Genomic DNA, 17,482 nt, shown 5'->3' with positions numbered 1-17,482 from the left:
CCGGGGCATGCACTGGAGCATGCCGCGTGTTGCGCGCAGCAGCCGCCAGGGCGGACGCGATATCAGCGATCCATATGGTAGCAGGCGGCTGTCTGGTTCGGCCGGACCTGCTCTGTCGGCGGCATTTCCGTGCGACAGATGTCGGTCGCCTTCCAACAGCGGGGCGAGAAGACGCAGCCCTTCGGCGGGTTCAGCGGCGAGGGCGGATCGCCCTGCAGCAGAATGCGCTTGCGCTGGCGGGCGAGCTTCGGATCCGGGATCGGAGCAGCCGAGAACAGCGCCTGCGTATAGGGATGCGCCGGGTTTTCGAAGACCGCGGCACAATCGCCGGCTTCGACCACCTTGCCGAGATAGAGCACCAGCACGTCATCCGAGATCAGGCGCACGACCGAGAGGTCGTGGCTGATGAAGATCAGCGTCAGGCCGAACTCCTTGCGCAGCTTGCGCAGCAGCGTGATGACCTGGCCCTGGATCGAGACGTCGAGGGCCGAGACCGGCTCGTCGCAGATGATCAGCTTCGGCTTGGTGACGACGGCGCGGGCAATGCCGATACGCTGCGCCTGGCCGCCCGAAAACTCGTGCGGGTAGCGGTTGATCATCTCCGGTACGAGGCCGACGGCACTCATGATCTCGCGGACGCGCTCCAGGCGCTGGGCCTTGGAGAGTTTCGGCTCGAACACGGTCAACGGTTCGGCGATGATGTCGCCCACCGTCATGCGCGGATCGAGCGAGGCGATCGGATCCTGGAAGATGATCTGCATGTCGCGGCGGGCGGCGCGCATTTCTTCTTCGGAGAGATCGAGCAGGTTGCGGCCCTGCCAGAGGATGCGGCCCTTCTGGGAGGTGAGCAGGCGCAGGATCGAGCGGCCGAGCGTGGACTTGCCACAACCGGATTCGCCGACGATGCCGAGCGTACGGCCTTCCTTGAGGTCGAAGCTCACATTGTTGACCGCCGTCAGCATGACAGGCGGCTTGAAGAAGCCCTTGGCGGGCAGTTCGAACTGGGTCGTCAGGTTCTCGACCCGGAGCAGGGAACGGTCAGCCATGGATCATCAGCTCCTCGCGGCGCGGGAAGGGGTGGAAGCAGGCGGCGCAATGGCGCGGCGCCAGCGTTTCGAGCGACGGCGGGCGATCGATGCAATCGTCCTGGACCTGTGAACAGCGCGGCGAGAAATTGCAGCCCTTCGGCAGGTGCTGCAGGTTCGGCGGCCGGCCGGGAATGACGACGAGATCGTCGACATCCTGATCCGGACGCGGGATCGAGGCGTGCAGCGCTGCTGTGTAGGGATGCGCCGGGTTTTCGAAGAGTTCGTCCACCGGTGCTTCCTCGACGATGCGGCCAGCATACATGACGGCAACGCGATCGGCGAGGCCGGCAACGACGCCGAGATCGTGGGTGATCATCACCAGCGCCGTATTCATCTCCGAGGTCAGATCGTTGAAGAGATCGAGGATCTGCGCCTGGATGGTGACGTCGAGCGCCGTCGTCGGCTCGTCGGCGATCAGGAGCTTCGGCTTGGTCAGCAGCGCCATGGCGATGACGATGCGCTGGCGCATGCCGCCGGAGAGCTCGTGCGGATAGAGATTGAAGCGCCTTGTCGGATCAGGAATGCCGACACGCTTCAGCATGTCGAGCGCTTCGGCTGAGGCCGCACGCGCCGTGTAGCCGCGATGAACCTCAAGCTGTTCCGTCAGTTGCCGGGAAATCCTCAGAGACGGATTCAAGGCGGTCATCGGGTCCTGGAAGACCATGGCCATGTCCTTGCCGCGGACATGATCGAGTTCCTTCGGCTTCAGCGCCAGGACGTCCTTGCCCTCGAGCAGGGCCTGGCCGGTGGTGCGGCCGTTCTTGGCGAGCAGGCCCATGACGCCGAGGAAGGTCTGGCTCTTGCCGGAACCGGATTCGCCGACGATCGCGACGCGTTCGCCACGCTTGATCGTCAGGTTCATCCCGGAGACGGCCTTCACCTGTCCGTCGGGGGTCTCGAAGGTGATCGAATAGTCCTTCAGTTCGAGAAGGGTTTCTTGTGGTTGCTGGGACATGTCAGCGATCCTTCGGGTCGAACGCATCGCGCAGGCCATCGCCGATGAACAGCAGGCTGAGCAGCAGGGCGACGAGGAAGCAGGCCGGGAAGATCAACAGCCATGGCATGCTTTCCATGGCATCGGTGCCTTCCGCAATCAGCGTGCCGAGCGAGGTCAGCGGCTCCTGAACACCGAAGCCGAGATAGGAGAGGAAGCTCTCGGTGGCGATGATCTCGGGGACGGTGAGTGCCGCGAAGATCACGACAGGGCCGATCAAGTTCGGGATGATGTGCTTGATGATGATCTTGAGCGGCCGCTGGCCGGAGGCGCGCGCCGCCTCGATGAACTCGCGGTGCTTGATCGACAGCGTCTGGCCGCGAACGATACGGGCCATGGTCAGCCATTCGAGCGCGCCGATCGCTGCAAAGAGCAGATAGACGTTGCGGCCGAAGATGACCATCAGCAGGATGACGAAGAGGATGTAGGGGAAGGCGTACATGATGTCGACGAAGCGCATCATGATCGAATCGAGCCTGCCGCCGATATAGCCGGAAATGGCGCCGTAAAGCACGCCGATGACGACGGAGACCAGCGTGGCGGTGAAGGCGACGGCAAGCGAGATGCGGGTGCCGTAGAGCACGCGTGCCAGCAGGTCGCGGCCGTTCGGATCGGTGCCGAAATAGTGGCCGGTTTCGAAGGACGGCGGGATGCGGAAGGCTGCCCAGTCCGGATCCTCGTAGTTGAACGGAATGAACCAGGGGCCGGCGAAGGCGACAAGGATCAACAGGACGAGGACGACGATCGAGACGACCGCGGCCTTGTTGCGCGACAGGCGGCGCAACGCATCCCTGGTCAGCGAACGTCCCTCGGGCGCAAGGCCTTCGGCCTCCAGCAGCTCGGCTGCCAGCAATTCGCGTTTGGCAGGATTGAGGATCATCGGTTTCTCACTTTCGGATCGAGCCACGCATAGGCGATGTCGACGAGAAGGTTCAAAAAGACGATCAGCACCATGTAGAAGATGACTGTGCCGAGAACCATGCCGTAGTCGCGATTGAGCGCTGCGTTGATGAAATAGCGGCCGATGCCGGGCAGTCCGAAGACGCTTTCGACAACCAGCGAGCCGGTGAGAAGATAACTGGCCGCCGGGCCGAGATAGGAGACGACGGGCATCATGGCGGGCTTCAGCGCATGGCGCATGATCGTCAGGCGCGGGCCGATGCCCTTGGCCTTGGCGGTACGAATATAATTCTGGCCCATCACCTCGATCATCGAGCCGCGGGTGATGCGCGAGATGCGCCCCGCATGCGGCAGCGCCAGCACGACGACGGGCAGGACGAGGAATTTCAGCGAGCCGTCACCCCAGCCGCCGACCGGAAGCCAGGCGAGATGGATGCCGAAGACCAGCTGCAGGATCGGCGCGATCAGGAAGTTCGGCAGAACGACGCCTACCAGGATCAGGGCGCCCAGAATGTAGTCCGGCGTCTTGTTCTGATAGAGCGCCCCAAGACAGCCGACGAAGACGCCGACGATAATGGCGACGAGGAAGGCAGCGGTGCCGATGGTGAAGGTATAGGGCAGGCCGATCATGATCTGCTGCGCGACGGTGAAGTCTTCGCTGGCAAATGACGGGCCGAGGTCGCCTCTCAGGAGGTCGCCCACATAGATGAGGTACTGCTGAACCAGCGGCTTATCCAGATTGTAGTGGACGGCCAGGTTCTTCAGGATCACCGGCGGCAATGGCCTTTCGCCATCGAAGGGGCCGCCGGGGGCAAGGCGCAAAACGAAAAAGCAGGCTGTGACGGCGATCCACAGGACGGGGATCGTCGACAGCAATCGACGGAGTGCATATTTGATCATGATCGTGAACCGGCCCCTTCCGCCAGGAGCGGAAGGGGCCGTTTTCCCTTATTCTTTCATCGACAGCCAGCGTGTGCGGTGGATGTCCTGGACGTTGTCGACGAAGCCCTCGATCTTGGGCGAAACGACGTTCTTGGAAACGTAATAGTAGATCGGCAGCGCGGCGGAATCATCCAGCGCGATCTGCTCGGCCTTCTTGAACATTTCGGCACGCTTGGTGAGATCGGTCTGGGCGTTGCCGTCCTTGATCAGCTTGTCGTATTCCGGGTTCGACCAGCGGCCGTAGTTCATCTGGACGCCTGTCACGAGCAGGTTCAGGAAGTTGTCCGGATCGTTATAGTCGGCGAGCCAGCCGGCACGGCCGATCTGCACTTCGCCGCGCTGCAGCTGGTCGTAATGGACCTTGGTTTCGGCATTGACGAGCTCGACATTGACGCCCAGCGGCTTCCACATGGAGGCGATCGCGACGGCGATGCGCTTGTGGTTGTCGTTGGTGTTGTACTTGAGCTCGGCGGTCAGCGGATGATCCGGGCCGAAGCCTGCTTCCTTGAGCAGCTTCTTGGCTTCTTCGACCTTTTCCTTGTAGGGCATGTCCTTCCAGGACACGTAGGCCGGATCGCCGTAATTCGCCGTGCCCGGCGGGACCCAGGAATAGGCCGGCAGTTCGCCGGTGCCGAGGATCTGCGGGCCGATGACTTCGCGGTTGATCGCCATGGACAGAGCCTGACGGACGCGCTTGTCGCTGAAGGGCGGCTTCTGCGAATTGATGACGTAGTAGTAGAGACCCGAGAACGGGGCGACATGCGCCTGGCCCGGCAGGTTCTTCTTCATCCACTCGTACTGGTCGGTCGGGAAGTCCGTGAGGATGTCGAATTCGCCGGCGCGGTAGCGCTTCAGCGCGGCTTCCTGGTCTTCGAGAACGAAGAACTTGGCGCCATCGATCTTCAGGTCCTTGGCACCGTAATACTGGTCGTTCTTGACGGTGGTGACGTGCGAACCCGGAACCCATTCGGTCGGCTTATAGGGACCGTTGGTGACGATGTTGCCGATCTTCACCCAGTCGGCGCCCTTGGCTTCCACCACATGCTTCGGCAGCGGATAGGCCGTGTAGTGCATCAGCGCGTTGATGAAGTAGGGGGTCGGGTTTTCGAGGGTGATCTCGAGGGTCTTGTCGTCGATCGCCTTGACGCCGAGCTGGTTGAGATCGGTGATCTCGCCCTTGTTGATCTTTTCGGCGTTCTTGATAGTGAACTGCAAGTAGGCGTAGTCGGCGGCGTTCTTCGGGTCGACGAGGCGCTGGAAGGCGAAGACGAAGTCTCCGGCCGTTACCGGCTGGCCATCGGACCACTTGATGCCGTCACGAAGCTTGAAGGTGTAGACCTTGCCGTCGTCGGAGACTTTCCAGCTTTCGGCCTGGCCGGGAATCGGATTGTCCTTGGCGTCTTCGGTCACGAGACCTTCGAAAATGTCGCCGGCGATACGGTTTTCCCAGTCGCCGGAGAGCTTCTGCGGGTCGAGCGACGTCGGGTCGCCGCCGTTATGGATGTTGATCGTGGCCGCGTGGGCCGAGAAAGCCAGCAATGTGCCAAACATTGCAGAGGCTAGAATTTTTTTCGTTATATGGTTCATGGTTGGGCCACCTTTCCAGGCTTTGTCGCCTGTTTTTAGTCATTTGTTCCCGGTTTTGACCTGTTACGTGCAGGTCAACGCGCACCTTATCGCAAAGGTTTGGCGTTGCAACCCCCCTTGCAGAGGGGTCGCTAAGGGTGTGGACAAGCCTATATGCGGCGCGAATTTGCCTTTCCGCGTCCACCCCAGAATAGGCTGTTAACGCAGTTGTTTTTTGTTTTCACGGCTTTAGTCTGTCTGCAATCAGACTATTCGGAGAAGGCATTCATGGCAGGCAAGACGGCGGACTGGTGGCGGGGCGCGGTAATCTATCAGGTCTATCCACGCTCTTTTCAGGATACGAATGGCGATGGTCTCGGTGACCTCAAGGGGATAACCCGCCGCCTGCCGCATATTGCCAGCCTCGGCGTTGACGCGATCTGGCTGTCGCCCTTCTTCAAGTCGCCGATGGCCGACATGGGCTATGACGTCTCGGATTATTGCGATGTCGATCCGATCTTCGGCACGCTCGAAGATTTCGACGAGATGATGAAGGCGGCGCATGCGCTGGGCCTGAAGATCATCATCGACCAGGTGATCTCGCACACATCCGACCAGCATCCCTGGTTCGTCGAGAGCCGGGCGAGCCGCAACAATCCGAAGTCCGACTGGTATGTCTGGGCCGATCCGAAACGCGACGGTACGGCGCCGAACAACTGGCTGTCGATCTTCGGCGGCCCGGGCTGGGAATGGGACGGCGTGCGCCGCCAGTACTACCAACACAACTTCCTGACTTCGCAGCCCGACCTCAACTTCCACAACAAGGAGGTTCAGGACGCGGTGCTGAAGACGGTGAAATTCTGGCTCGACCGTGGCGTCGACGGCTTCCGCCTCGATACGGTCAACTATTACTTCTGCGACAAGCTGTTGCGCGACAACCCTGCGCACGAGCCGGACGAGAGCGACGCCGGGCTCGATGCGCCCGACAGCAATCCCTACGGCATGCAGAATCACCTCTACGACAAGACGCAGCCGGAGAATATCGACTTCCTGAAGCGCTTCCGGGCGCTGCTCGACCAATATGAGGACCGCACGACGGTCGGCGAGGTCGGCGATGGCGCGCGCTCGCTGAAGACGGTGGCCGCCTATGTCAGCGGCGGCGACAAGCTGCATATGTGCTACACGTTCGACCTGCTCGGACCGGATTTTACCGCCGCCCATATCCGCAATTGCGTCGATACGTTCCAGCGGATGGTGAAGGACGGCTGGGTCTGCTGGGCCTTCTCCAACCACGACGTCAACCGCCATGTCAGCCGCTTCGCCAAGACCGAGGCCGAGCGTCCCGTCATCGCCAAGCTGGCGATCTCCGTTCTGGCGGCGCTGCGCGGCTCTATCTGCCTCTACCAGGGCGAGGAACTCGGCCTTCCCGAGGCGGAACTTGCCTTCGAGGACCTGCGCGACCCCTACGGCATCCGCTTCTGGCCTGCCTTCAAGGGCCGCGACGGATGCCGCACGCCGATGCCCTGGGAAGCCGCCAAGGCGCATGCAGGCTTCACCTCGGGCGAGAAAAGCTGGCTGCCGGTGCCCTACGAGCAGGCGGCGCTATCGGTCGATGCGCAGCAGACGGACAGCGGTTCGGTCCTGACGCATTATCGCCAGACGCTCGAATTCCGGCGGGAGCATCCCGTCCTCATCGACGGCGATATGGACTTCATCGGCACCAACCAGGACCTCCTGGCCTTCACCCGCCAGAAGGGCGAGGAGAAGCTGCTCTTCGTCTTCAACCTGACGCGCGAGGCGGCGGAGTTCAAGCTGCCTGCGGGTGTGAAGGTCGCCGGTGCGGTCGCCGTGCCGGGGCTGAAGGGTGAGGTAACGGGTGGGGCGATCAGGCTTGGGCCGCTCAGCGGCTACTGCGGGGCTCTTGCCTGATCAGGCGGCGGACGGGCGTTTGATCGTCTGGTCTCCGCGGCCGGCGATCAGCCCTTCGATCGAAATGTCCTCGTCGAGTTCATCCCAATGGAGGCCCATCGGGCTGATCTCGACCGCGGCGCGCTGTGCGGCATTTGCCGAGAGCAGGCGCGGAAACCAGGCGAGCGGCACGCCGAGCGTGCGGCCGTCGTCGAGCGCGACCCACATGGTGCTTTCATCGAAGCTGACCTCAGTTGCTGAAATGCTCATGCCAGGCTCTCTCGATGGCTGGTTTGTTCTTCGCCACTTCTCGAATGATATCAGCTAGCTCCCTCGGATTGAAGCCTTTGCTCTCGGCAATCCCGATTGCCGGCGAAAGCCATACTTTCGCTTCGCCATCCGGTCCGCGGACATGAATGTGGAGCGGCTCGCGCGGATCGCCTTCGTTTGAATAGAAGAAAAACTTCAAGCTTCCGGATCTGAAGACGACAGGCATCGCTCATCCAATCAGCATGAACCGATCGACATCCACCATCCCCTTATCCGAAATCTTCAGGTGAGGGATCACCGGGAGCGGCAGGAAGGCGACCTGGAGGAAGGGTTCTTCGAGAGTCGTTCCAAGGGCATAGGCCGCTTTTCTCAAGTGATGCAGCGTATCGCGGACGCTCTCATAGGGTTCGAGGCTCATCAGGCCGGCGACGGGGAGTGGGATTTCGCCGGTGACCTTGCCGTCCTCGACGACGACGAAGCCGCCCTTGATTTCGCCGAGGCGGTTGGCCGCAAGCGCCATGTCGTCCTCGTTGACTCCGACGACGCAGATATTGTGGCTGTCATGACCGACGGTGGAGGCGATCGCGCCTTTCTTCAGCCCGAAACCCTGGACGAAGCCGTTGGCGTGGTTACCGTTCTTGCCGTGGCGCTCGATGACGGCGACCTTGATGATGTCGTTTGCAAGATCGAGGTCGGTCTGGTTGCCCTTGACGGGAAGGCGGTAGCGGCGGTGCTCGGTGATGATCTTGCCGGGCATGACGCCGATCACAGGCGTTTCGCCCTCGGCGACCGGGACACCGAAATGCATGGCCTGAACGGGGCGGGCCTTGACGCTGTCGAGGCCGACGGGGGCGACCGGCTTGCGGGTGGCAAACAGCGCGTCGGTGACGCGCCGGCCGGCGGCGAAGACGATTTCGGCCTTGCAGCTTTCGAGACTGTCGATGACGGCGAGATCGGCGCGCCAGCCGGGCGCCACGAGGCCGCGGTCGCGGAGGCCGAAGGCGCGGGCAGCGGAGATCGAGGCGGCGCGGTAGACGGCGAGAGGCTCGACGCCGTTGGCGATCGCCGTGCGGATCATGTAGTCGAGATGGCCCTGTTCGGCGATATCGAGCGGATTGCGGTCGTCGGTGCAGAGCGCAAGATAGGGCGACAGACGCTCGGTAATGATCGGCAGCAGGGCGTGGAGATCCTTCGAGACCGAGCCTTCGCGCACCAGGATATGCATGCCCTTGCGGATCTTTTCGAGCGCTTCCCCGGCCGTGGTGCATTCATGCTCGGTGCGGATGCCGGCTGAGAGATAGCCGTTTAGATTGGTGCCGCTCAGCAGCGGTGCGTGGCCATCGATATGGCCGCCCTGGAAGGCTTCGAGCTTGGCGAGGCAGATCGGGTCCTTGTGGATGACGCCTGGGAAATTCATGAATTCGGCAAGACCGATGACCTTCGGGTGGTCGCGGAAGGGCAGGAGCTTTTCGATCGGCAGATCGGCGCCTGCGGTTTCCAGATGGGTCGCGGGCACACAGGAGGAAAGCTGGACGCGGATGTCCATGATCGTCTCGAGTGCGGAATCCAGGAAGAAGCGGATGCCGTCCTCACCGATGACATTGGCGATCTCGTGCGGATCACAGATCACCGTCGTCACGCCATAGGGCAGGACGCAGCGGTCGAATTCATGCGGGGTGACGAGCGAGGATTCGATGTGGAGATGCGTGTCGATGAAACCGGGGACGACGATCTTGCCGGAGATGTCGATCTCCTCGACGCCCTGATAATCGGCGCAGGTGCCGACGATCCGGTCGCCGCAGATGGCGATGTCGGAGGCGACGAGTTCGCCGGTGACGAGATCGAAGAAGCGGCCGCCCTTCAGGACGATGTCTGCCGGGATGCGGCCGGTGCCCTGGTCGATCATCGTTTCGAGACGTTTGGTCATGGCGGCTTCCTCGTACTGAATCGGTTGCCTAGCCTAAACGTTCTCCAGCGCGACGGGGAGGGGCGTTCACGCGATGTCGGCCCTGACGTTGGCGCCGCAGAGGATGGTGGCGACGGTGCGGCCTGCCAGTGCCGTGCCGGAGCAGACCGGCGAGACCGGCTGTTCGGAAGTGCAGGAGGCCTGGTGCACGTCGGGGCGGGGCGACTATACGCTGGTGATCCTGGCGCAATCGGTGGAGCATTTCGATGTGCTGGCCGACCGGATGATGGAGCTCAACCGCAACATCCGCAAGTTCACGACGAGCGTCGTCCTGAAGACGCTGAAGCGGACGCCTGCCGTGCATATCGACTAGGGCCGGCTCAGCCTGAACCGAATGCCGATTGCTCTTGGCTGCAAACAGAAAGGGCGCCTTGCGGCGCCCAATCCTTCAGTCTCTCGCTTGTGAAAAGCTTATTCGACCGGAACGGCCTTGCCGGCTTCCCACTTGTAGAGCTCGAAGCTCTTCGAGGAGAGGTCGCCGGTTTCGCCGTAAGTCAGCATGCCGATGGCGGTCGGGATCGCTTCGCCGCCCTTGAGGGCGGTTGCGACGGCTTCCGCGTCTTCGGCGCTCTTGGCCTTTTCGATGCCGGCCTTGATGACTTCGACAGCGGCATAGGCGTTCAGCGTGAAGGCTTCGGCCGGGATGTTCTTGGCGGCCAGCGCTGCGGCTGCTGCCTTGGAATCCGGGCTCTTCGTCGCGTCGGAGGCGTTGGTGAAGATCGTGCCTGCAGCGGCTTCCGTACCGATGTTCCAGAATTCGCTGTTCGACAGGCCGTCACCGCCGATGATCGTCGCCTTGACCGAGAGGTCGGCGAGCTGGCGGGCGAGCAGGCCGCCTTCCGGGTGGTAGCCGCCGAAATAGACGACGTCGACCTTTTCGGCCTTCAGGCGGGTGGTGAGCGCCGAGAAGTCCTTGTCGCCGGGGGTGACGGCGTCGTCGATGACTTCCTTGACACCGCCGGCATTCAGCGTTGCCTTGAAGTTGTCGGCGAGGCCCTTACCGTAGGCGCCCTTGTCGTTGATGATGGCGATACGCTTGTCCTTGAAATGCTTCAGGGCGTATTCGGCAGCAACGGCAGCCTGCTGGTCGTCACGGCCGCAGGTGCGCAGGACGTTGGTCAGGCCGCGCTTGGTGAGGTCCGGAGACGTTGCCGTCGGGGTGACCATCAGCACGCCGTTTTCAGCGAGCACGTCGGAAGCCGGAATGGCGACGCCCGAGGTGACCGGGCCGACGACGTACTTGATGCCTTCGCCGACCAGCTGGTTGGCGGCGGAAACGCCCTGCTTCGGTTCGCCGGCGTCGTCAGCGGTCTTCAGGATGACCTTCTCGCCGAGGATGCCGCCGTTCTTGTTGATTTCGTCAACAGCGGTCTGCGCGCCGTTCTTCACCTGATCGCCGTAAGCGGCAACCGGGCCGGTGAGGGGCGCGATGAGGCCGATGGTGATATCGGCATGGGCAAGCGGTGCAAAAGCCAGCGATGCGAGCATCGCGCCAGTCAAAGTCTTCAGACTCATTTTTCGTTCTCCTTGGGTTGGGCTTTCGGCCCGCGTGACTGCCGCGACATCGAAACCGGTGCGTACAACAACCCTTTTGAGTTGCGCCAAGACGGCGGCTTCGGTGCGGTCAATGCGCCCGTCCGGTCATCTTTGACTTCAGCAGGCGCACGGCGATTTTCTAGGAATTCTCGCTTGATTTCGCAAGGAAATAACAAAACCACAGGCAAAATTGTTCTGGATTGCGCTGTGGTGACCGCCTTCGGCGTCATTTTCTTAAAAAATCACCGAATTTTTCTGATCGTTAGCCGGCATCTACCTTTGGCTATGTAGTCGCAACGATTTAATCCGAGAGTTGCAAATAATGCTTGGACTATACAAAGAATAACTACTGAATCTTTGTGTCTGAGAATATTCGTAAAATAGAACCGATTAACATTTTCATGCTATGAAGGTTGTAGAGGGGTGGCCGATCGCGAGTGTGTCTCAAGAATAAACTCCGGCCGGCAAGTGTAACCGTGCGTTGGGAATAAGCGTCTGAATGCTAAAGCGCATTGAAGCGAACCAGGTCAGGCCTGGGATGTTTATCGAGGCTGTCGAAGGGAGCTGGAACGACCCGTTGCTCGGGCGTCACCGGTTTCTCGTCAGACGCGAATCCGATGCCCAGCGGTTGCGCGGCAGCGGCGCTGCCGGCGTGGTCATCAATACAGCCAAGGGTGTAGATACCAACGGCTTGCGCTCCAACGTGCCCGCCTATGCATCCGAGGACCCGCGTGCCGTCGAGGCGCAGACCAAGGCCGCCCGCGAAACCATCCAGAAATCCGCCGAGCAGCTGGAAGATGTGTTCAGCAGGGTGCAGGGCGGGGCGGGCGTCGCGCTCGACGATATCGCGCCTGTCATCTCCGGGCTTTCAACGTCGCTCGACGACAATCCGGCGATCTTCCTCAGCGTCACCCGGCTGAAGTCGAAGGACGAGACGACCTTCCTGCACTCGCTGTCCGTCAGCGCTCTGATGATCCATTTTGCCCGCTATCTCGATTTCGACGAGGAGACGGTGCGCGTCCTCGGTATCGGCGGGCTGCTGCACGATGTCGGCAAGCTTGAGATTCCGCAGGAGATTCTTTCGAAGGAAGGCAAGCTCGACGACGAGGAGATGAAGCTGATCCGCAGCCATCCCGAGCTCGGCCACGCCATCCTGCAGCGGCAGGCGGGGATGCCCGAGATCGTTCTCGACGTCTGCCTCAATCATCATGAGCGGATCGACGGCCGCGGATATCCGAACATGCTGCCGGGATCGAAGCTCAGCATCTATGCGCGGCTGGCGGCGATCTGCGACGTCTATGACGCGATCACCTCGATCCGGCCCTACAAGCAGCCCTGGTCGCCTGCCGAGGCGCTGAAATGGATGCTCGGCCGCGAGGGCCATTTCGACACCAAGCTGCTGAAGCGCTTCGCGCTCTGCCTGTCGGTGTCCTCGGCGCCAAAAGCCTGAGACCGAGAAATGAAAAAGGCCCGCCGGAGATCAGCTCCGGCGGGCCTTTTCGTTTGTCTGGTGACGATCAGATGTTGTTCTGCAGGATTTCGCGCAGCTTGCCGAACAGCTCGTCGATATGGTGCTTCTCGATGATCAGCGGCGGCGACAGCGCGATGATGTCGCCGGTGGTGCGGATCAGCAGGCCCTTCTCGTAAGCCTTCAGGAAGGCGGTGAAGGCGCGCTTGGTGGGCTCGCCGGCGATTGGGTCGAGCTCGATGGCGCCGATCAGGCCGGTGTTTCTGATGTCGATGACATTCGGGCAGTCCTTCAGCGAATGAAGGGCATCCGCCCAGTAGTCGGAAAGCTCGGCGGCGCGCGTCAGCAGGCCTTCTTCCTTGTAGGTATCGAGCGTCGCGAGTGCGGCGGCAGACGCGATCGGGTTGCCCGAATAGGTGTAGCCGTGGAAGAACTCGATCATGTGCTCGGGGCCGTTCATGAAGGCATCATGAATTTCCGAGGTGACGAAGACGGCGCCCATCGGAATGACGCCGTTGGTCAGGCCCTTGGCGGTGGTGATCATGTCGGGCTTGACGTCGTAATACTGGGCGGCGAACGGAGCGCCGAGGCGGCCGAAACCGGTGATGACTTCGTCGAAGATCAACAGGATGCCGTGCTTGGTGCAGATCTCGCGCAGCTTCTGCAGGTAACCCTTCGGCGGGATGAGAACGCCGGTGGAGCCTGCGACCGGCTCGACGATGACGGCAGCGATGGTCGAGGCGTCATGCAGGGTGACGATGCGTTCCAGTTCGCTGGCGATATCGCCGCCATGCTCGGGTTCGCCACGTGTGAAGTTGTTCTTGCCGGGCTGATGCGTGTGCGGCATGTGGTCGACGCCGGTCAGCAGCGTGCCGAACATCTTGCGGTTAGAGACGATGCCGCCGACGGAGATGCCGCCGAAATTGACGCCGTGATAGCCGCGCTCGCGGCCGATCAGGCGGAAGCGCGAGCCGTTGCCCTTCACGCGGTGATAGGCAAGCGCCACCTTGAGGGCGGTCTCGACCGATTCAGAACCCGAATTGGTGTAGAGAACGTGGTTCATGCCTTCAGGCGCGATATCGACCAGGCGGTTGGCCAGTTCGAAGGCCTTGGGGTGGCCGAGCTGGAAGGCCGGGGCGTAGTCGAGCTCGCCCGCCTGTTCGCGGATCGCCTCGGTGATCTTCGGGCGGCAGTGGCCGGCATTGACGCACCAGAGGCCGGCGGTGCCGTCGAGCACCTGGCGGCCGTCATGGGTGGTGTAATACATGTCCTTGGCGCCGACGAACATGCGCGGCTCCTTCTTGAACTGGCGGTTTGCCGTAAACGGCATCCAGAAGGCGCGAAGGTCGTTCGGGGTATTGAGGCGATTGGACATGCTGTTCTCCTGGCCGCGAGGCCCGTTCCCCGGGCTTGAGCCCGTATTTTTACCGTTCGGTCAAACTATCAGCGCGCATCGGGGCGTCAAGCCACCGCGCGCGTCTGCGACCAGAGTTTACCGCTCATTGCTACGCGCTTCGGCGGCCGAGGGAAATACCGCCAGGACGGTATCATCAGGAACGAAAAAACCGGCAGATTGGGATATCTGCCGGTCAAAGGAGTAGGGTTGACGTGCTGAAATACTGCGCCCGGTCCATTCCGGATTTATTCCATCGGCGGACCGGTTTTTGGCCAACGTTATGTCGGCGTGATCGTCAAGCCGCGGAACGGCTCCGGTTCTGGACAGCGTAGATGTCTTCGAGCGTTGCGAGGATCTTCATGACCGGCTCGGAATTGCTCGAGTAATAGATTGTCTGCGCGTCGCGGCGGGTCTTGACCAGCTTCTGGGCACGAAGCTTGGAGAGATGCTGCGACAGGGCGGACTGGCTGAGGCCAACCTGCGTTGCGAGAACGCCGACTGGAACTTCACCCTTCACGAGGCTCACGAGGATGAGCAGTCGCTTGGGGTTTGCCATTGCTGACAGAAGCGCGGCCGCCACATTAGCATGATCTGACAAGTCAGTAGTTTCCATTATTCCAATCTTCCTAATGCGAATTTTTCCGTATAGGCGCAGGGCGTTAGACGGGGTTTTGGCGGACGCCCGAAAAGTAGCAATTGGGCATGAAGATTGTATATACCTAAATTTCGGGTATCGAGTATGCTATTTTAGATATGTGTGGAATAATTTCCCCGGGATTTGTGACGGGCTCTTCAAATTCACAACGTGACAAGTAATCGCCCGAAATCACGTCAAAACCAGCACTATCCACGCCACAAACCCTCAAAGTCCCGTCAATTTTGCCCTTGAAACGGGTTTCAAGCGCCCTAAGCAGGTCCGGATGGTTGTCTACTAAATCTCGCACTATGTCTTCGGCCCTGGCCGCCACCGCATCGTTTGCGGGGGAGAGAATCGTCAGGTCCGAACCCTCCAGAATATAGGCCCGTCCGAAGCCGCCGTTGAGGCTGGCGGACTGCGGAAGCAGCCGGAAAAACCGGAAGTCGGGGAAGTCGATATAGAGCTTGGCCTTGGCATGGCGGTTCAGGAAACGTGTCCTGATGCGCTCGTGCAGCGGGGTGCCGCGCTCGACGCCTTCGGCAAGGCACTGGGTCGTCAGCCGCGCGTAAGCCAGCGGATCGCCCTTGCCGGGTTCACCCGTCAGCAGTGAGGCGCGGGGATCGTTCTCCAGCGCCTTGGTGTGGGTGGAGAGTGCCGAGACGAGGATAACAGGGACGCCATCGATATCGGTGCCGAGAAGCACACGGCTGGCGAAGGGAAAGCCGGTTGCCGGATCGAGAACGGCGAGGCCGGCATAGCGGGCGGAGCGCAGAAGCGTACGGGCAAGCGTGCGAGCCTGCCCGTCGGTTTCCCGCAATACGGAAGCTTGATCTTTCATGTCCACTTTTCTGGCGGAAGCGGACGGAAGGATCAAGCCTGTTCTTTGCGCCGGTGGCGGGTGAGGCCGCTGACGATATCCTGCGCCGAAATCGTGCCAACGATCGCGCCGTTATCGACGACGCCGATACTGCCGGGCTGGCGGGCGAGCGCGTCGAGAATATCGACGAGCGGCGTTGCCGGCTTTGCCGTTGCGCTGACGGTGCTGCCGGCGGCGGACTGGCCGAGACCGGGCTGCATGACGTCCTTCGCCGTCAGCATGTTGATCGGGTTCATGTTCTGCACGAAATCCGCGACATACTGGTCGGCCGGGTTCTTGACGATTTCCTGCGGTGTGCCGCACTGGATGATGCGTCCGCCTTCCATGATGGCGATGCGGTTGCCGATGCGGAAGGCTTCGTCGAGGTCGTGGCTGACGAAGAGGATGGTCTTCTTCAGACGGCGCTGGAACTCGAGGAGCTCGTCCTGCAGGCGGGTGCGGATCAACGGGTCGAGGGCCGAGAACGGCTCGTCCATCAGCAGGATCGGTGCGCCGGTCGCAAAGGCGCGGGCGAGGCCGACGCGCTGCTGCATGCCCCCCGAGAGCTCATTGACCTTGCGGTTTGCCCATTTCGTCAGGTTGACGAGTTCGAGCTGTTCGTCGACCCGCTTCTTGCGCTCGGAATCCGGCATGCCCGCCAGTTCGAGGCCGAAGCCGACATTGTCGGCGACGGTGCGCCAGGGCAGGAGCGCGAACTGCTGGAAGACCATCGAGACGGTGTGCATGCGCAGGTCGCGCAGACCCTTGGCATTGCACTTGTAGGGATCGACGGTGCCGGTCGCCGTGGAGACGCTAACGGAACCGCGCACGACGGGCGCCAGACCGTTGACGGCGCGCAGCAGCGTCGATTTGCCGGAACCGGAAAGACCCATCAGGACGAGAATCTCGCCTTCCTGGATCTCGAGCGAGGCGTCGGCGACGCCGAGGACGAGGCCGGTGGCGGCGCCGATCTCGTCGCGGGTCTTGCCCTGATCGACCATCTGCAGGGCGGTTTCCGGTTTGTCGCCGAAGATGATGCTGACATTATCGAAACGAACAGCGGTCATGCGCCGTCTCCTTCACCCGTTACGCGGAACATGCGGTCGAGGATGATCGCCAGGATGACGATGCAGAGACCGGCTTCGAAGCCCTTTGCGACGTTGACGGTGTTCAGCGCGCGCACGACCGGCACGCCGAGACCATCGGCGCCGACGAGCGCGGCGATGACCACCATCGACAGCGACAGCATGATGGTCTGGGTCAGGCCGGCCATGATCTGCGGCGTGGCGAATGGCAGTTCCACCTTGCGCAGCACCTGCATCGGCGTCGCGCCGAAGGATTCGGCGGCTTCGACCAGCGAGGGCGGGGTGGAGATGATGCCGAGGCGGGTGAGGCGGATCGGCGCCGGGATTGCGAAGATCACCGTGGCGATCAGGCCCGGCACCATGCCGAGGCCGAAAAGGATGAGGGCCGGGATCAGGTAGACGAAGGTCGGGATCGTCTGCATCAGATCGAGGATCGGCCGCAGTACGGAATAGACCCAGGCACGGCGGGCAGCGGCGATGCCGAGCGGAATGCCGACCAGCATGGAGACGAAGGTGGAGGCGAGCACGAGTGCCAGCGTTTCCGTCGTTTCCTTCCAGTAGCCCTGGTTGGCAATCAGCAGCAGCCCAAGACAGGTGAAGACCGCGACGATGACCGACCGGCGGATCCAGTAGGCAATGCCTGCGATCGCGAGGATCACGATCAGCGGATGCGGCGCCTGCAGCACGAAGAGCATGCCATCGATGACATGCGACAGGATGAAGGCGAGTTGGTTGAAGAACCAGTCGGCATTGGTCGTGAGCCAATCCACGAAGGATTTGGCCCAGGCGCCAATCGGAATTTTAAAGTCAGTGATCCAGTTCAAGGGCTCGCCTATCCAAAAAAGGTGCAGAAATCAGATGCGAAGGGGC

The 17,482-nt window shown here is 61.7% G+C and carries 18 protein-coding genes; 3 read left to right on the top strand and 15 right to left on the bottom strand.

Annotated features, from left to right (window positions below; all coding sequences use genetic code 11):
* Positions 1-62: 62 nt before the first annotated feature.
* Genes ACEN84_RS22455 through ACEN84_RS22435 form a run of 5 tightly spaced genes read right to left on the bottom strand, consistent with a single transcriptional unit; the run spans position 63 to position 5,511 of the window.
* Positions 63-1,046 (bottom strand): ABC transporter ATP-binding protein, encoded by a 984-nt coding sequence (locus tag ACEN84_RS22455; RefSeq protein ID WP_413709960.1) that lies wholly within the window; start codon positions 1,044-1,046, stop codon positions 63-65.
* Positions 1,039-2,043, bottom strand: coding sequence for an ABC transporter ATP-binding protein (locus tag ACEN84_RS22450; protein WP_112719419.1), 1,005 nt, complete (start codon positions 2,041-2,043; stop codon positions 1,039-1,041). The genes ACEN84_RS22455 and ACEN84_RS22450 overlap by 8 nt, the downstream gene beginning before the upstream one ends.
* A gap of 1 nt (position 2,044) precedes the next feature.
* Positions 2,045-2,962: an ABC transporter permease gene (locus ACEN84_RS22445; protein WP_413709959.1), complete on the bottom strand. Its 918-nt coding sequence runs from the start codon at positions 2,960-2,962 to the stop codon at positions 2,045-2,047.
* Positions 2,959-3,882 (bottom strand): ABC transporter permease subunit, encoded by a 924-nt coding sequence (locus ACEN84_RS22440; protein ID WP_112719417.1) that lies wholly within the window; start codon positions 3,880-3,882, stop codon positions 2,959-2,961. The genes ACEN84_RS22445 and ACEN84_RS22440 overlap by 4 nt, the downstream gene beginning before the upstream one ends.
* Positions 3,883-3,930: 48 nt before the next feature.
* Positions 3,931-5,511, bottom strand: a complete 1,581-nt coding sequence (locus ACEN84_RS22435) for a peptide ABC transporter substrate-binding protein (RefSeq protein WP_130277772.1) — start codon at positions 5,509-5,511, stop codon at positions 3,931-3,933.
* 267 nt (positions 5,512-5,778) lie between these two features.
* Between ACEN84_RS22435 and ACEN84_RS22430 the strand changes: the two genes are divergently transcribed.
* A complete protein-coding gene (locus tag ACEN84_RS22430; RefSeq protein WP_413709958.1) occupies positions 5,779-7,419 on the top strand; it encodes an alpha-glucosidase in 1,641 nt (546 codons plus the stop codon).
* Here ACEN84_RS22430 and ACEN84_RS22425 read toward each other — a convergent pair whose 3' ends face one another.
* From ACEN84_RS22425 to ade, 3 genes are read right to left on the bottom strand one after another with little or no spacing between them, the layout of a single operon-like run.
* A complete protein-coding gene (locus ACEN84_RS22425; RefSeq protein WP_413709957.1) occupies positions 7,420-7,668 on the bottom strand; it encodes a DUF2442 domain-containing protein in 249 nt (82 codons plus the stop codon).
* A complete protein-coding gene (locus ACEN84_RS22420) occupies positions 7,649-7,894 on the bottom strand; it encodes a DUF4160 domain-containing protein (protein ID WP_199627255.1) in 246 nt (81 codons plus the stop codon). Before ACEN84_RS22420 ends, ACEN84_RS22425 begins: the two co-directional genes overlap by 20 nt.
* Before the next feature lie 3 nt (positions 7,895-7,897).
* A complete protein-coding gene (ade, locus tag ACEN84_RS22415) occupies positions 7,898-9,595 on the bottom strand; it encodes an adenine deaminase (RefSeq protein ID WP_413709956.1) in 1,698 nt (565 codons plus the stop codon).
* Between the two features lie 73 nt (positions 9,596-9,668).
* On the opposite strand from ade, the gene ACEN84_RS22410 reads away from it, so the two are divergent.
* Positions 9,669-9,947 carry an Lrp/AsnC ligand binding domain-containing protein gene (locus ACEN84_RS22410; protein WP_413709955.1) on the top strand — a complete coding sequence of 93 codons (279 nt, stop codon included), beginning with the start codon at positions 9,669-9,671 and terminating at the stop codon, positions 9,945-9,947.
* Between the two features lie 98 nt (positions 9,948-10,045).
* Here ACEN84_RS22410 and ACEN84_RS22405 read toward each other — a convergent pair whose 3' ends face one another.
* Both ACEN84_RS22405 and ACEN84_RS22400 read right to left on the bottom strand, forming a co-directional pair.
* On the bottom strand, positions 10,046-11,149 hold the full coding sequence (locus ACEN84_RS22405) for a branched-chain amino acid ABC transporter substrate-binding protein (protein ID WP_413709954.1): 1,104 nt from the start codon (positions 11,147-11,149) through the stop codon (positions 10,046-10,048).
* On the bottom strand, positions 11,146-11,400 hold the full coding sequence (locus ACEN84_RS22400) for a hypothetical protein (protein ID WP_413709953.1): 255 nt from the start codon (positions 11,398-11,400) through the stop codon (positions 11,146-11,148). The genes ACEN84_RS22405 and ACEN84_RS22400 overlap by 4 nt, the downstream gene beginning before the upstream one ends.
* A 269-nt stretch (positions 11,401-11,669) precedes the next feature.
* Between ACEN84_RS22400 and ACEN84_RS22395 the strand changes: the two genes are divergently transcribed.
* On the top strand, positions 11,670-12,620 hold the full coding sequence (locus ACEN84_RS22395; RefSeq protein WP_199627239.1) for an HD-GYP domain-containing protein: 951 nt from the start codon (positions 11,670-11,672) through the stop codon (positions 12,618-12,620).
* Positions 12,621-12,687: 67 nt separating this feature from the next.
* Here ACEN84_RS22395 and ACEN84_RS22390 read toward each other — a convergent pair whose 3' ends face one another.
* From ACEN84_RS22390 to choW, 5 genes are all read right to left on the bottom strand, one after another.
* Positions 12,688-14,013, bottom strand: coding sequence for an aspartate aminotransferase family protein (locus tag ACEN84_RS22390; RefSeq protein WP_112719407.1), 1,326 nt, complete (start codon positions 14,011-14,013; stop codon positions 12,688-12,690).
* Positions 14,014-14,329: 316 nt separating this feature from the next.
* Complete coding sequence (locus ACEN84_RS22385; RefSeq protein ID WP_112719406.1) at positions 14,330-14,647, bottom strand: ArsR/SmtB family transcription factor; 318 nt, start codon at positions 14,645-14,647, stop codon at positions 14,330-14,332.
* A 106-nt stretch (positions 14,648-14,753) separates the two neighbouring features.
* The gene (locus ACEN84_RS22380; protein ID WP_413709952.1) at positions 14,754-15,509 is read right to left on the bottom strand and encodes a HugZ family protein; all 756 of its coding nucleotides are present in this window, start codon (positions 15,507-15,509) and stop codon (positions 14,754-14,756) included.
* A 32-nt stretch (positions 15,510-15,541) separates the two neighbouring features.
* The gene (gene choV / locus ACEN84_RS22375) at positions 15,542-16,594 is read right to left on the bottom strand and encodes a choline ABC transporter ATP-binding protein (RefSeq protein ID WP_413709951.1); all 1,053 of its coding nucleotides are present in this window, start codon (positions 16,592-16,594) and stop codon (positions 15,542-15,544) included.
* Positions 16,591-17,436: a choline ABC transporter permease subunit gene (gene choW / locus ACEN84_RS22370; RefSeq protein ID WP_112719403.1), complete on the bottom strand. Its 846-nt coding sequence runs from the start codon at positions 17,434-17,436 to the stop codon at positions 16,591-16,593. Before choW ends, choV begins: the two co-directional genes overlap by 4 nt.
* Between the last annotated feature and the right edge of the window lie 46 nt (positions 17,437-17,482).

The sequence above is a fragment of the Rhizobium sp. Rhizsp82 genome, assembly GCF_047325115.1.
Lineage (GTDB): Bacteria > Pseudomonadota > Alphaproteobacteria > Rhizobiales > Rhizobiaceae > Rhizobium.
The sequence above is the reverse complement of the archived record's forward strand: the minus strand, read 5'-3'. Positions and strand labels throughout refer to the sequence as shown.